The sequence below is a fragment of the Marinospirillum alkaliphilum DSM 21637 genome (assembly GCF_900119735.1).
Taxonomy (GTDB): Bacteria; Pseudomonadota; Gammaproteobacteria; order Pseudomonadales; family Halomonadaceae; genus Marinospirillum; species Marinospirillum alkaliphilum.
The window spans coordinates 220,914-234,463 of record NZ_FPJW01000001.1; the positions used below are offsets into that span (position 1 = coordinate 220,914).

A 13,550-nucleotide genomic window follows, 5' to 3' on the forward strand; every position below is an offset into this window, starting at 1 on the left:
GTTTCATGGGTTTCATGGGTTTCATGGGTTTCATGGGTTTCATGGGTTTCATGGGTTGAAAGGGAGAAATGTATCACACAATACACACCCTGATTTTAAGAGGTGATTTTTGCAAATTGAATAAAGGCAAGGCAATCATCAGTAAGCATATCAAGCACATTTTGAAGAAGGCGAGCTAGTGAAGGATTCAATTGTTCGGTTTTATGGGGCAAATGCTATTGACGATAAAATTGCAGCCTTGCAAGGCATTATGGATTAACGCGCAAGCAGTCGTCGTGTTAGTAGTGATTGCATGTCCCGACGACCATCAACGATCAGGTAAATAATGACTTGCTGATTGATGATGCGATAAATCAGGCGGTAGGGTTTAAAAAAGACCTGTCGGTATTCTCTGATGCCCAGTGCGGCCAGCTCTTTTGGAAAGCTGCCTCGTTCTGGAAAGTGGCTCAGTTCACCCACAGCTTGCAGTAGTTGATCCAGTAGGTGATCAGCTTTCAGTGGGCTGTCGAACTCGGTAAGGTAGCCATGAATACTTTCGAGATCCTGTTCTGCTCCTTCGGTAAGCAGGATCTCATAAGAGCTGGTTGCCTTGGATGTTTTGTTATTCATCAACTGCTGAATTACGGGATTTCAGGCGACTGACCACATCTGCCAGTGGTCGGGTTTTACCTGCTTCCACCTGCTCATTTCCAAGTGCCAAAATTTTGAGCAATGCCAGGGTTTCCTGAGTTTCTTCCCAGGAGGCAACATCCTGTAAAACAGCTCTGGCTTCGCCATTCTGTGTAATCAGCAGCGGTTCACGCTGCTGAGCGAGTTGTGCAAGCACTTCGGCAGCATTGGCCTTGAGGTAACTGATGGGTTTGACCTGGGTTGAATAACGCATGCCCTGACTCCTGAATGATCAGGATTTAATTTAGTCCTTTTATGGTCTTTTTGCAAAAAAAGAGCCGGGGAGTTCCCGGCTCAAGAGGCTACTTCACCCACTATGCAAGCTTGTGATCCTTCAGGCTAGCAGGGCCTGAGGTTCGTGTGTATGGCAGTTTTTCGGGCAGACGCGGGCGCAGGAGCCGCAGCCGATGCAGTCGCTGGCATCAGCAATGACCATCACGCTGCGTACATCATCACTGTCATCGTCGTCATCGGGTTCACGTTCTTCGAGGTCAAAGACGTTGCGCGGGCAGACTTTAAAGCAGCGGCCACAGCCGATGCAGGTCTCTTCGTTGACAGCGGTGACAAAGGCGGGGGTCCACGCTTTGCCGCCCCGGGTCAGTCCGGTAATCAGGCTCATCAGGCGGTCTCCTGTTCTGCTGCTTCCAGTTGTTTGCGGGCATCGTCCCAGGCTTTGCAAGCTTCGTAGGTGGACTGTGCCATTTCGGGCAGTTTCTGGTATTCGCCGGGCAGGCCGTCTTCCACCAGATCGTGCAGTTGCATGGCCCACTCACCGGCAATGCGCTTGGCTTTGCGCATTTCCTTGTCGAGCTTTTTGAGTTCTTCGGGGGTCATGGGGTTCTCCTCATCTTTTTTTCTGAATCAGGCCGCTGCCGCATCCGGGTGGGCCTCAACCAGTGCCAGGGCACTGTTGATGATCTTGTCCGCATCGCTGCACATTTTTTCCAGCGATTCAAAACCGAAGCGGTGTACATCACGCAGTGAACGATCGACCACCAGCAGTTTGCCAACACTGATGATGACGCGGCCAAAACCTTCGTGAGTGATGCTGAACATGGGGGAGGCCATCTTTCCGCAGTCGGCTTCGACGCGCATGGCCATGGCGCTGTAATAAGCCTTCAGGCGGGCAATCAGTTCTTCATCGGGGTCACCGATGACCGGGATTTCGCGGCGCTGCTCTTTGGTGACCACATAGGGTTGCAGCAGCTCGGCAGGGGTCAGGCCATCGTTGACACCGTAGCTGTCAAAGGCGCGGGTCTGGCGCACCATTTCCGGAATGAAGGGGTGATCCGGTAAGGTGAGGGTTTCAGCAGTGACTGTCATGGGGTTGCTCCGTGAAAGGTGACAGGAAAACCTGGGGTGGACGGCGGCGGGCCAGCAGGCTGCTGAGGCAAACACCCAGTGCCAGCCCCAGGGCACCACCCAGCGCGGTGGCCAGATCCCCGAAAGGTGAGGCAGCCAGTGCCAGGCCAATCAACAGCAGGCAGGGCAGGGTGTAAGCCAGCAGGGTGACACGCAGCAGTTCTTCTTCAGCCACGTCGACATGCAGTCGCTGGCCTTCTTCAAAACGCATCTGTTGTTCTTCATCCAGGCTCAGCATCAGGCTGCGACGGCTGCCGCCACAAACCTTCTGCACGCCGCAGCTTTTGCATTGGGTCTGGCAGGTGGCCTGCATCATCAGTTCACCCTGTGCGTTGCGAATCACTTCACCTTCGGTGCGGATCATCTTCAGCCCTCCTCGCTCCAGCTTTCAGCGGCCATGTCGGCAAAACGGTTGTTGTGGCCGGAACGCTGCTGCTGGCGCAGGGAGCGTTGCATCCACACCGGTGGTTCCTGCTGCCATTCTTCGGTCAGCAGGCGTAACTGGGATTCGATGCTGAGGCCTTCATCCACCTTCAGTGGCTGGATATTGGCGGCCAGCAACTGACGGATGGCAGAGGCACCCACGGCGTTGCAATAAACGGCAGCACAGCCTTGCAGCAGGGCCACCTTGGCTTCCAGCTTGCCTTCATGGCCATCACGAGCAGTATCGCGGCCATGGAACTCGGCCACTTCGGCCAGTTGAAAGCTGTTCTGGCGCAGTTCGAAGATGACAAAGGCTTCGGCGGCACCAAAATGCTGGTTGATGGTCTGGCGATCGCTGCTGGCAAAGGCAATGCGCAGCACCGGTTGCTGGCTGAGCGGGGTCTGGTTGCTGACCAGTTTCAGGTGACGCATGATGTTTCTCCGCGGGCGTAGATGGAGGTGCGGGGCGCAATTTCGTGTTTGTGATGTTCGGACAACAGCAGATTCGCCAGTTCGGTCAGGGTGTTGCGGCTGCCGGAGTAACCGATCCAGAGGCGATGTTGGGCACCGAGGCGGTCATAAATTGGCCAGCCTGCCCGCAGCAGTGGCAAATCCAGTCGGCGTGAGGTTTCAGCGGCATGGGCGTTGCTGATCAACAGCTGGGCATGGCTGGCTGCGGCTTGTTGCTCCAGGTCTTCCAGATCACCGATCAACACCTCCTGGCAGTCCACTTCGGCCAGCAGTGCTGCATTGTGGGGTGCCACGGCAGCCACCACTTCTCCGCCCATTTCCCGTACCAGCCCGGTGAAGGAGTAGAGCAGGTCCGGGTCGGAGGCGATGGCGATGCGGGCAAAACCCAGCATGAAGTGGGTGTCCAACTGGGCATCCTGCAACTGGCTGCGCTGGCGCTCCAGACGAGCCGGAACCGGCTGACCGCTGATCCGGTGCAGGGTGTCGACCAGTTGATCCATGGCTTTTAATCCCATCAGGCTGCTGAAGCGGGTATCCGGTACACCGGTGCGCTGTTGCAACAGGTCGGCAGCCTTGTGCAGGGAGTGACCGACCACCAGGGTGTGTGTTGCCTGCCCCAGGGTTTTGAAGGCGGCCACGGGCGTGCCGCCCACGGTGACCGGTGAAAAATCCACATCCACCAGATGCCCGTCCAGCGAGTCGCTCAGGTCCGGCAGGATCACCGGCGTCAGTCCAAAACTTTCAATCAGGTCGCGCAGGTATTCCAGATCCGCCGCCGTCAGCATGGCTGAAGCCAGTACATTGATCTGCCGGGGTTGCTGGCCGACCTGGGTGGCATTGTCCGGTACCAGATAACGGATCATGGCTTCCACCGCCAGGGCATAACCACTTTCCAGACCGCCGCTGTAATCCGGGGTGATCACCGGCACCACCGGGGTGTCGGCCAGTTGTGGTTGCTGCTGATAAAAGCGTTTCACCAGGCCTTGAATGTCACTGCCCTGGGTTTCTGAAAGGCCGGTGGTGGGCAGGCCGACCAGTGCCGGCTGGCGCTTGCTGATGACGGTTTCCAGCCCTTTGAAGACGTTGTCGTCGGCTCCCATCACCGTGGTGGTCTGATCCATGGCGGTGGTTTGCAAGGGGATGGGTTCACGGAAGTGGCGCACAAAAAACACCTTGGCAAAGGCGCTGCAACCCTGTGAGCCGTGCAGCATCGGCAGGCTGTTGCTGATGCCGAGAAAGGCCAGAATGGCGCCCACTGGCTGGCTGACCTTCAGCGGGTTCACCGCCAGGGGTTTGTTGCGCTTGATGATTTCAGCCATGTTGCACCTCTCCCTGGTTATCTCCAGTGTCAGCGCTATCTGAATGCCAGGGTGCCGGTTGGCGCAGGCCTTCCCAGATCGGGGATTCCATGGTCAGGCAGAGCTGGCGGGCCAGCTCCAGCATGCCGTCGTAACCGGCATAACCGAATTCACGCTCCTGGTTGATGTCCAGAAAAGGAATGCGTGCCTTCAGGGCGGTGTACATGTTGCGCCCTCCGGCAATCAGCAGGTCGGCGCGGTAATCGCGGATGGTGTCCAGCAGCGCACGGGGGCTGCCATCATCAATCATGCGGGCCTCTTCACCCATGATTTCACGGATGCGCTGTTTGTCTTCTTCGGTGGATTTTTTGGTGCCGGTGGCAACCACGGTCATGCCCAGATCCTGTAAGGCAGAAACAATCGACCAGGATTTCACGCCGCCGGTGTAGAGCAGTACCCGTTTGCCTTGCAGGCGCTGCCGCCAGGGTTCCAGCAACTGGTGAATGCGGGCTTCTTCACGGCTGATCAGTTGTTCGGTGCGCTGGGTCAGGCTGTCATCCTTCAGCAGGCGGGCAAAGGAGCGCAGGGCTTCGGAGGTGTCTTCCACACCGTAAAAGCTGCCTTCAAACCAGGGAATGCCGTACTGGTCACTCATCTTGCGGGCCACATTCAGCAGCGCCTTGGCGCAGACCACCATGTTGACTTCAGCATGGTGCATGGCCTGCACCTGATGGAAACGGGCATCACCGGACAGGGTGCAGATGATCCGCAGTCCCAGTTCATCCAGCAGCGGTAATACCTGCCAGAATTCACCGGCGATGTTGTATTCACCGATCAGGTTGATGTCGTGCACCTGGATGCCGGTGCGCTGGGCCGAGGCGGGAATGGGTTCCGGTTCACCGGTGCCGATCACGTATTTGAACATGGCTTCACCGGCCAGCCGGTTGCCAAGGTTTTTGGTGCCGTAAAAACCGGCGGAATCCACCGGCACCACGGCCAGTCCGAAGTGTTCACTGGCCGCCCGGCAGACGGCTTCAAAATCATCACCGATCAGTGCCGGAACACAGGTGTTGTAAACAAACACTGCTGCCGGGTTGTAGGATTCAATGGCCTGACGGATGCTGTGGAACAGGCGCTTTTCACCCCGCCCCATGATCACATCCTGCTCGTTCAGGTCGGTGGTCATGCCAATGCGGTACAGGCGCGGGCCGGAAGAGCGGGTGCCGCGGTTATCCCAGGAACTGCCGGCACAGGCAATCGGGCCGTGTACGATGTGGGCAACATCGGCAATGGGCAGCAGGGCAATCTGGGCGCCGTCAAAGGCGCAGCCACCATCGGAAGCACCGGGTTTGGCAGGGGCGCAGCCACTCTTGGCTTTGGTGTTGTGGTCGCAGGCGGGCTCGTCCATCAGCGCGGCCAGTTCTTTTGCTTGCATGGGCATCCCCCTGAGGTTGCGAGTCAGTGGGGGTGTTGCAAAGCCTGTGCCACGCCCTGGCCCTGCCGCAGAGGCAGGATGGATGCAGTGATCAGCGGTGTGTCAGGGCAGGTGGTTGTGTCGCAGTTGCAACAGCTGCAACAACCGGGTTGGTGATTGTCGGATACCTGACAATCAGCAGGCAGCCTGCTGCCAGAGCTGATCCAGCCCTTCCAGCCACTGCCCCAGTGTTTCCCAGGGGTTGTGATGCGGCAAGGAAGGCAGGTATGCCTGCAATTGCTGCTTTTCGGTTGATGTCAGGTGCAGGAAACGATCCAGGGATACCGCATCAATCCAGGGGTTGCCGGGGGCGGCGTATTCCCAGTCCAGCAGGGTCCAGTCATTTTCATGCAATAGCAGGTTGCCGCCATGCAGGTCATGGTGAGTCAGGCGGAAAGTCGACACCGGCCAGTTGGTTGTGGTCTGTATCAGTGATTCCAGCAGGGGTTGCAGCTCAGGCCGGGCACCTGCCTGTTGCCAGTAGTGCAGCAGCAGTACCGGGTAATCCAGCGGTGTTTCGTGTTCACAGGGGTGTTGCCAGAGTTGTGTCACCAGTTGCAGCAGTTGTTGCCGTTGCAGGCTGCTGAGGTGCTTGGCAAGGGGATGCTGGCCGCTGGCCTGTTGCATCAGCAAGCCCTGGCTGCTTTTCAGCGGCAGCAGACGGGGTGCCCAGCGATGATGTTGCAGGCTGGATAAGAGTCGCACTTCACGCGGGTGGTTGCTGCCGGGTGCCGCACCGAACTGGCGCCAGACCAGCGGACCTGACGCAGTGTGCAGTAACCAGTGACTGTTGCCGGTGCCGCGGGCCAGAAATGCCGGTGGCTGCAAAGGTTGCCAGGCAACTGGCAGGGGTGGCAATTGCAGCAGTGGCGAAGTGATTTTTGCGTTAGAATGCCCTGGTCTCATCGGGGTGCCCACGGTGATCTGCCGTGCGGCTGAGAAATTCTACCCGCTGAACCTGATCCGGTTAGCACCGGCGTAGGGAGTGGGATGGGCAAGGTCATTCTTATCATGAACAATCAAATCTCTGCTGTATTACAGCGCAGCCTGCTGTTGCTGGCGCTGTGTGTGTTTCCGGTCAGTTCACTGCTGGCTCAGTCATCCGGTGCATCGCTGCCGACATTGAATGTGTACACCTATTCATCCTTCACCAGTGAGTGGGGGCCGGGGCCGCAGTTGAAGGAGGCCTTTGAGTCGCACTGCAATTGTCGGGTGAATTATATCAGCAGTGATGATGGTGTCAGTCTGTTGAACCGGCTGCGTCTGGAGGGTGCCAATACTCGTGCCGATCTGGTGCTGGGGCTGGATGATGCGCTGATTGATGAAGCGCGTCAGTTGCGTCTGGTGCAGCCGCATGGGCTGGCGCTGGAGACCCTGGCATTAAAACCGGTGCTGAACTGGCAGGATCAGGATTTTCTGCCGTTTGATTACGGTTATTTTGCCTTCATTTATGATGCCCAGCGCACGCCTGAGCCGGTGGTATCAATGGCGGCATTGCTGGCCAGTGATGCACGGGTGATTTATCAGGATCCGCGCACCAGTACACCGGGGCAGGGGCTGCTGATCTGGATCAAGGCGGTGTACGGTGATCAGGCCGCACAGGCCTGGCGACAGATGCGCCCACGCACCGTGACGGTGACCAAAGGCTGGTCAGAGGCTTACACCCTGTTTCTGGAAGGGGAGGCCGACTATGTGCTGAGTTACACCACTTCGCCGGCTTATCACCTGCTGGTGGAAGAAGAAAGCCGCTACCAGGCTGCCCTGTTCAGTGAAGGCCACCCGATGCAGATCGAAGTGGCTGCCATCAGCCGTTACAGCCAACAGGCCGATCTGGCGCGGAATTTCCTGCAATTCCTGCTGAGTGAAGAAGCCCAGCAGATCATCCCGGTGACCAACTGGATGCTGCCGGTGCGTGAGGGTGTGGAGCTGCCCGAGGCTTTTGATCAGTTGATACAGCCGCAAGCCGTGGGTTTTTCACCACAACAGATCCGTCAGCAGCGCCAGACCTGGATTCGCGAGTGGCGCTCTGCCGTCAGCCAGTGAAACCTGATCGCGTTTTGTTGTGGCCAGTGTTGCTGCTGTTGTTTGGCAGCAGCGCGCTGGCGTTGTTGGCGCTGACTGGCTGGCAGCAACCCACCGATCTGCACTTGTGGCAGGACCCCTGGTTCTGGCAGGTGTTGCGTTTCACCTTCTGGCAGGCATTGCTGAGTGCCCTGTTTTCTGTGGTGCTGGCCTTGCCACTGGCTCGGGTGCTGGCGCTGGATTCAGGTTTACCGGGCAAGGCGGCTTTTCTGCGTTGGTGCCTGCTGTGTTTTGTGATGCCCAGCCTGATTTTGATCACTGGTCTGGTGGTGATGTTTGGGCATAGTGGTTGGCTGACGCCACTGCTGACAAGGCTGTTTCATTCCGGCTGGTCGCTCTATGGCCTGACCGGCATTCTGCTGGCTCATGTGTTTCTGAATCTGCCGCTGGCGGTGCGAGTGCTGAGTGCCCAGTGGAGCAGCATTCCATCGTCTGCCTGGAAAATGGCAGCCCAGTTGCAACTGACCGGTTTCAGGCGTTTTCTGCTGCTGGAGTGGCCCGCCCTGCGCGGGGTGTTACCGGCGCTGTCGGGTTTTATTTTCCTTTTGTGTTTCAACAGCTTTGCGGTGGTGTTGGCGTTGGGCGGTGGCCCTGGCGTTTCCACGTTGGAAGTGGCGATTTATCAGGCGCTGAAATACCAGTTCAATCCTTCTGAAGCCCTGTTTCTGGCGGGTGTGCAACTGCTGCTGGCCGGTGGTCTGTTCTGGCTGATCAGCCGCTGGGGCAAGCTGCAATGGCTGGCGGCACCCAGTGGTGAAACGGGTTGGCAACCGAGTCTGCCCGGTGTTGTTCGCTGGCTGGGTCGAGGGTACTACCTGCTGGTATTGCTGTTTCTGACCCTGCCGACCTTAAGCCTGGCACCGGCTGTGATCAGTCGTGGCTGGGCGCGTCTGCCCTGGTCTCAGCTGGGGCTGGCCAGTGGCTGGTCACTGATTTTTGCGCTGGCTGCCAGTTTGCTGGCACTGTTGATGGCTTTGCTGCTGGCCTGGGTGGCGGCAGAGCCTGCTCGGCGTGGCTGGTCAAAACTGGCTGAGCTGGCAGCGCTGCATCATCTGGTGGTGCCGGGTATGGTGCTGAGTGTGGGGCTGTACATCTTTTTCATGGCGCAGATCAACTGGCTGGACTGGGGCTGGGTGGCGGTGATCTGGTTGAATGCACTGGTGGCGCTGCCTTTTGCCTTTTCCCAGTTGAAACCGGCGGTATTTGTTTATCGCAGCAGTTATCAGAAACTGGCTGCCAGCTTGCAACTTGCGCCCTGGCTGCACTGGCAACGGGTGATTTTGCCCAGCCTGCAACCGGCCCTGTTGCGCGTGACCGGTTTGTGTCTGGTGCTGACGCTGGGTGATTTTGCCATCTTTGGCATCTTCGGACAGGCCGAACACCGCACCCTGCCCTGGCTGATTCACGAACTCGCCGGTGCTTATCGCTTGGGTGAAGCGGCACTGGCCTCCCTGTGGTTACTGGCACTGGCGTTTACGGGACTGTGGTTGCTGGAAAAAAAGCCCGGCAGGTGCCGGGCGGAGTGGGGAAGATGAGAGCAAAACAAAACACTGAATCAGTCGATCAGGGTGCTGGTTGGTGATGCTGGTGGAATACGGACTGACAGTGTTTTTTTTGAGTTCAGGATTCAGTGAGAGTTCCAATGATTGCTGAAATTGCACTAAGCTGGAGTTTTTCCTGACCCGCTTTGAAGTCAGGTTGTTATGTGGACTGGAGTTGCCCTTTTGTCTGAACTGAATACATCGCCCTTGCTGTACGTCAATAATCTGCGGTTGCGGGTGGGTGGCCATGACTGGCATCACCATTTGCAGGTGTTGCCGGGTGAGCTGGTGGTGGTGATGGGTGCCAGTGGCAGTGGCAAAACCTCTTTGCTGGAAGCCCTGGCTGGTTTTTTGCCCATTCAGTCCGGCAGCATTCTGATTGAGGGGCAGGCTATGGAGCAGTTACCACCCGAGCAGCGCCCGATCTCGCTGTTGTTCCAGCAGCAGAATTTTTTTGAGCACCTGCCAGTGATCGAAAACCTTCAGCTGGGCTTTCCGAAAGCCAGACCGAATGCTGCTCAATGGCAGGCGGTACTGGATGCCTGTCAGCTGTTGCAGGTGGAGGGTCTGCTGCAACGCCTGCCTTCGGAACTGTCCGGTGGGCAGAAACAGCGGCTGGCACTGATCCGCACGGTGCTGCGTCCACAGCCGGTGGTGTTGCTGGATGAACCCTTCAGTGCACTGGATGATGCCATGCGCCAAACCGCTGGGCAGTGGCTGAAACAGACCATCAAAGTTGCCGGACAGGTGGCCCTGCTGGTCAGTCACCGGCAAGAAGATGCCGACACCCTGGCAGATCAGTTGCTGCTGATCTGAAGCCAGGGGTCCGGAGCAGGCGACAAGTCACTTTTTACTGTATCATTAGCCCCATTTATTTTGCCTTATTCAGTCGTTTATCTATTCAAGAGTCTGATCCATGAGCCGTAAATTCAATTTCTGCGCCGGTCCTGCGGCGCTGCCGGAAGCCGTGTTGCAGCGTGCGCGCGATGAAATCCTTGATTGGCAAGGCCGCGGCCTGTCGGTGATGGAAATGAGCCACCGCAGTGATGAATTTGTCGGCATTGCCGAGCAGGCTGAAGCGGACCTGCGTGAACTGTTGAAAGTGCCTGCCAACTACAAGGTGCTGTTCATGCAGGGTGGGGCTTCCAGCCAGTTTGCCATGGTGCCGCTGAATCTGGGTGGCAAGGGTGGCACCGCCAACTACCTCTACAACGGCATCTGGGGCAAGAAGGCCATTGAAGAAGGTCAGCGTTATCTGCCCACGCACATTGCTGCCAGCAGCGAAGCCACCGGCCTGAGCCGTGTACCCTTTCAGAGTGAAATCCAGTTGAGTGCGGATGCTGCTTACCTGCACTACACCAGCAACGAAACCATCGGTGGACTGGAGTTTGATTACATTCCGGACGTTGCAGTGCCGCTGGTCTGTGACATGTCTTCGGACATTCTCAGCACCCCGCTGGATGTCAGCCGGTTCGGGCTGATTTATGCCGGTGCTCAGAAGAACATCGGCCCGGCCGGTCTGACGCTGGTGATTGTGCGGGATGACCTGCTGGATCAGGCGCAGGCCCAGATGCCGACCATGTTCAGCTACAAGACCTTTGCTGACAATGGCTCGATGTACAACACCCCGCCCACCTATGCCTGGTACCTGTCCGGTCTGGTATTCGACTGGCTGAAAAATGAGGTCGGTGGTCTGGACAAGATGGCGGAAATCAACCGCCGTAAAGCGCAGAAGCTCTATGCCACCATTGATGGCAACGATTTTTACAGCAACCCGATTGAGCCACAACACCGCTCCATCATGAACGTGCCTTTCCGTCTGGCCGATGCCAGCCTGGACAAGCTGTTCCTGCAACAGGCCGAGGCTGCCGGGCTGCTGAATCTGGCTGGTCACCGCAGTGTTGGTGGCATGCGGGCCAGCATTTACAATGCCGTGCCGGAAGCGGCGGTGGATGCCTTGATCGAATTCATGACCGACTTTGCCAGGAATAGAGGCTGAACCCAGATGAGTCAGGATAAATCACTGCCGGATCTGGCAGCAGTCAGAAAAGAAATTGATGCCATTGATCAGCAGTTGCAACTGCTGATCAATCAGCGTGCGGCCTGTGCTCAGAAAGTGGCTCAGGTGAAAATTGCCGAAGAAGGCGAAAATGCCTTCTTTTACCGCCCGGAGCGTGAAGCCCAGGTGTTGCGTAACATCATGGAGCGCAATCAGGGGCCTCTCTCCAATGAGGAGATTGCCCGACTGTTCCGCGAGATCATGTCGGCTTGTCTGGCGCTGGAGCGTCCGGTCAAGGTGGCATATCTGGGCCCGGAAGGTACTTTCACTCAGCAGGCCACCATCAAGCATTTTGGTCATTCAGCGGTTTGTGTGCCGATGGCCGCCATTGATGAAGTGTTCCGTGAAGTGGAAGCCGGCAGTGCCGATTACGGTGTGGTGCCGATTGAAAACTCCACAGAAGGGGTGATCAGCCACACGCTGGACAGCTTCATGGATTCCGGTCTGAAAATCAGTGGTGAAGTGGTGTTGCGCATTCATCAGCACCTGCTGGTGGGTGAAAACACCCGCCCGGAAAAAATCTCCACCATCTACTCCCATGCTTCTTCACTGGCGCAATGCCGCAAGTGGCTGGATGCTCACTATCCCGGTATCGAGCGGGTGCCCATGCCATCCAATGCCGAAGCAGCGCGCAAGGTGAAGGGTGAGTGGCACTCGGCAGCCATTGCCGGTGATATGGCCGCTGAACTCTACAACCTCAAGCGCCTGGCCGAAAACATTGAAGATACCCCGGACAATTCCACCCGCTTCCTGATCATCGGTCGTCAGACCGTACCGGCCTCCGGTGATGACAAGACCTCCCTGATGGTGTCGATGCGCAACCAGCCGGGTGCCTTGCACCAGATCCTGGAGCCCTTCAATCGCCATAACATCGACATGACCCGCATTGAAAGCCGTCCCAGCCGCTCCGGTGCCTGGAACTACGTGTTTTTCATCGACTTTTCCGGGCATGTGGATGATGCACGGGTGCAACCGGTGCTGAAGGAAATCGGTGAACGAGCAGCCGACATGAAGGTGCTGGGTTCTTATCCCAGAGGTGTTCTCTGATTCATTCGGGAGTGATGTGATGAGCTGTGATTTTTTAAAACTGGCCAATGCCGGTATTCAGGGGTTGATGCCTTACCAGCCGGGTAAACCGGTGGAAGAAGTGGCGCGTGAGCTGAATCTTGATCCGGACAGCATTGTGAAGCTTGCCAGCAATGAGAATCCTCATGGGCCGGGACAGCAGGCACTGAACGCCATTCAGCGTGAACTGACTGAGCTGGCACGTTACCCGGATGGCAGTGGTTATCGCCTGAAAGCGGCGCTGGCGCAGAAACTGGGATTAAGCCCTCGCCAGATCACCCTGGGTAACGGCTCCAATGACCTGCTGGATCTGGTCGGTCGTTGCTGGCTGGCACCGGGCCGCAATGCGGTGTACAGCGAATACGCCTTTGCCGTTTACCCGATTACCACCCAGGCGGCTGGTGCGGCACACAAGGTGGTGCCTGCCAGAGACTGGGGCCATGATTTGAATGCCATGGCACAGGCGATAGATGAAAACACCGGGGTGGTGTTCATTGCCAACCCGAACAACCCGACCGGTACCTGGTTGTCGGAAAAGCAGCTGCGTGAATTCATGGCGCAGGTGCCGGAACAGGTGCTGGTGGTGCTGGATGAAGCCTACTTCGAATATGTCGAGGAAAGTGTTTATCCGGATGGTGTGGCGCTGCTGCAGGATTATCCTAACCTGCTGGTCTGCCGTACCTTCTCCAAGGCTTATGGTCTGGCGTCACTGCGGGTGGGTTACAGCCTTTCCTCGGTGGGCATCGCTGAAACCCTCAACCGGGTGCGTCAGCCGTTCAACGTCAACTCACTGGCACTGGAAGCGGCACTGGCAGCGCTGGGTGATGAAGCGTACCTGCAACAGTCAGTGATCACCAACAAGGCAGGCATGCTGCAACTGGAAACCGCCTTTCGTGAGCTGGGCCTGAACTACATTCCTTCGGTCGGCAACTTCATCTGTGTGGATGTGGGTGATGCCGAGGCAGTGAATCAGGCGCTGTTGAAGGAAGGCGTGATTGTGCGCCCGTTGCGTCCTTACCGGATGAACAACCACCTGCGCATCAGCATTGGTCTGCCGGAAGAGAATCAGCGTTTTATTGATGCCCTGAAGAAGGTGCTCTGATTCG

Annotated in this window: 16 protein-coding genes and 1 riboswitch; of the genes, 6 read left to right on the forward strand and 10 right to left on the reverse strand. The window is 57.4% G+C overall.

What is annotated here, in order from left to right; translation table 11 throughout:
- Positions 1 to 255 precede the first annotated feature (255 nt).
- The 10 genes from BT114_RS01050 to BT114_RS01095 all read right to left on the reverse strand — a co-directional run bounded on the left by BT114_RS01050 (position 256) and on the right by BT114_RS01095 (position 6,603).
- On the reverse strand, positions 256 to 609 hold the full coding sequence (locus BT114_RS01050; RefSeq protein ID WP_072324460.1) for a type II toxin-antitoxin system RelE/ParE family toxin: 354 nt from the start codon (positions 607 to 609) through the stop codon (positions 256 to 258).
- Positions 602 to 883, reverse strand: coding sequence for a type II toxin-antitoxin system Phd/YefM family antitoxin (locus tag BT114_RS01055; protein ID WP_072324461.1), 282 nt, complete (start codon positions 881 to 883; stop codon positions 602 to 604). The genes BT114_RS01050 and BT114_RS01055 overlap by 8 nt, the downstream gene beginning before the upstream one ends.
- 120 nt (positions 884 to 1,003) lie before the next feature.
- Positions 1,004 to 1,288, reverse strand: a complete 285-nt coding sequence (gene fdxB, locus BT114_RS01060) for a ferredoxin III, nif-specific (RefSeq protein ID WP_072324462.1) — start codon at positions 1,286 to 1,288, stop codon at positions 1,004 to 1,006.
- Positions 1,288 to 1,503, reverse strand: a complete 216-nt coding sequence (locus tag BT114_RS01065) for a CCE_0567 family metalloprotein (RefSeq protein WP_072324463.1) — start codon at positions 1,501 to 1,503, stop codon at positions 1,288 to 1,290. Before BT114_RS01065 ends, fdxB begins: the two co-directional genes overlap by 1 nt.
- A gap of 27 nt (positions 1,504 to 1,530) precedes the next feature.
- Positions 1,531 to 1,992, reverse strand: a complete 462-nt coding sequence (locus BT114_RS01070) for a NifX-associated nitrogen fixation protein (RefSeq protein ID WP_072324464.1) — start codon at positions 1,990 to 1,992, stop codon at positions 1,531 to 1,533.
- Positions 1,976 to 2,395: a SoxR reducing system RseC family protein gene (locus BT114_RS01075; RefSeq protein WP_072324465.1), complete on the reverse strand. Its 420-nt coding sequence runs from the start codon at positions 2,393 to 2,395 to the stop codon at positions 1,976 to 1,978. Before BT114_RS01075 ends, BT114_RS01070 begins: the two co-directional genes overlap by 17 nt.
- 2 nt (positions 2,396 to 2,397) lie before the next feature.
- Entirely contained in the window at positions 2,398 to 2,886 is a 489-nt protein-coding gene (locus BT114_RS01080) for a NifB/NifX family molybdenum-iron cluster-binding protein (RefSeq protein ID WP_072324466.1), read from the reverse strand.
- Positions 2,874 to 4,244: a nitrogenase iron-molybdenum cofactor biosynthesis protein NifN gene (nifN, locus tag BT114_RS01085; RefSeq protein ID WP_072324467.1), complete on the reverse strand. Its 1,371-nt coding sequence runs from the start codon at positions 4,242 to 4,244 to the stop codon at positions 2,874 to 2,876. The genes BT114_RS01080 and nifN overlap by 13 nt, the downstream gene beginning before the upstream one ends.
- Positions 4,237 to 5,658 carry a nitrogenase iron-molybdenum cofactor biosynthesis protein NifE gene (gene nifE / locus BT114_RS01090; protein ID WP_072324468.1) on the reverse strand — a complete coding sequence of 474 codons (1,422 nt, stop codon included), beginning with the start codon at positions 5,656 to 5,658 and terminating at the stop codon, positions 4,237 to 4,239. The genes nifN and nifE overlap by 8 nt, the downstream gene beginning before the upstream one ends.
- Positions 5,659 to 5,832: 174 nt before the next feature.
- Positions 5,833 to 6,603: a phosphotransferase family protein gene (locus tag BT114_RS01095; RefSeq protein ID WP_072324469.1), complete on the reverse strand. Its 771-nt coding sequence runs from the start codon at positions 6,601 to 6,603 to the stop codon at positions 5,833 to 5,835.
- Positions 6,594 to 6,699, forward strand: a riboswitch (TPP riboswitch). (Overlaps the previous gene by 10 nt.)
- Before the next feature lie 9 nt (positions 6,700 to 6,708).
- Between BT114_RS01095 and thiB the strand changes: the two genes are divergently transcribed.
- From thiB to hisC, 6 genes are all read left to right on the forward strand, one after another.
- Positions 6,709 to 7,740: a thiamine ABC transporter substrate binding subunit gene (thiB, locus tag BT114_RS01100; protein ID WP_084661830.1), complete on the forward strand. Its 1,032-nt coding sequence runs from the start codon at positions 6,709 to 6,711 to the stop codon at positions 7,738 to 7,740.
- On the forward strand, positions 7,716 to 9,314 hold the full coding sequence (locus tag BT114_RS01105) for an ABC transporter permease subunit (RefSeq protein ID WP_084661762.1): 1,599 nt from the start codon (positions 7,716 to 7,718) through the stop codon (positions 9,312 to 9,314). Before thiB ends, BT114_RS01105 begins: the two co-directional genes overlap by 25 nt.
- Before the next feature lie 189 nt (positions 9,315 to 9,503).
- Complete coding sequence (locus BT114_RS01110) at positions 9,504 to 10,136, forward strand: ATP-binding cassette domain-containing protein (RefSeq protein WP_177247016.1); 633 nt, start codon at positions 9,504 to 9,506, stop codon at positions 10,134 to 10,136.
- Positions 10,137 to 10,236: 100 nt separating this feature from the next.
- On the forward strand, positions 10,237 to 11,319 hold the full coding sequence (serC, locus tag BT114_RS01115) for a 3-phosphoserine/phosphohydroxythreonine transaminase (protein ID WP_072324470.1): 1,083 nt from the start codon (positions 10,237 to 10,239) through the stop codon (positions 11,317 to 11,319).
- A gap of 6 nt (positions 11,320 to 11,325) precedes the next feature.
- Entirely contained in the window at positions 11,326 to 12,426 is a 1,101-nt protein-coding gene (gene pheA, locus BT114_RS01120; RefSeq protein ID WP_072324471.1) for a prephenate dehydratase, read from the forward strand.
- A gap of 19 nt (positions 12,427 to 12,445) precedes the next feature.
- Positions 12,446 to 13,546, forward strand: a complete 1,101-nt coding sequence (gene hisC / locus BT114_RS01125) for a histidinol-phosphate transaminase (RefSeq protein WP_072324472.1) — start codon at positions 12,446 to 12,448, stop codon at positions 13,544 to 13,546.
- Positions 13,547 to 13,550: the final 4 nt, after the last annotated feature.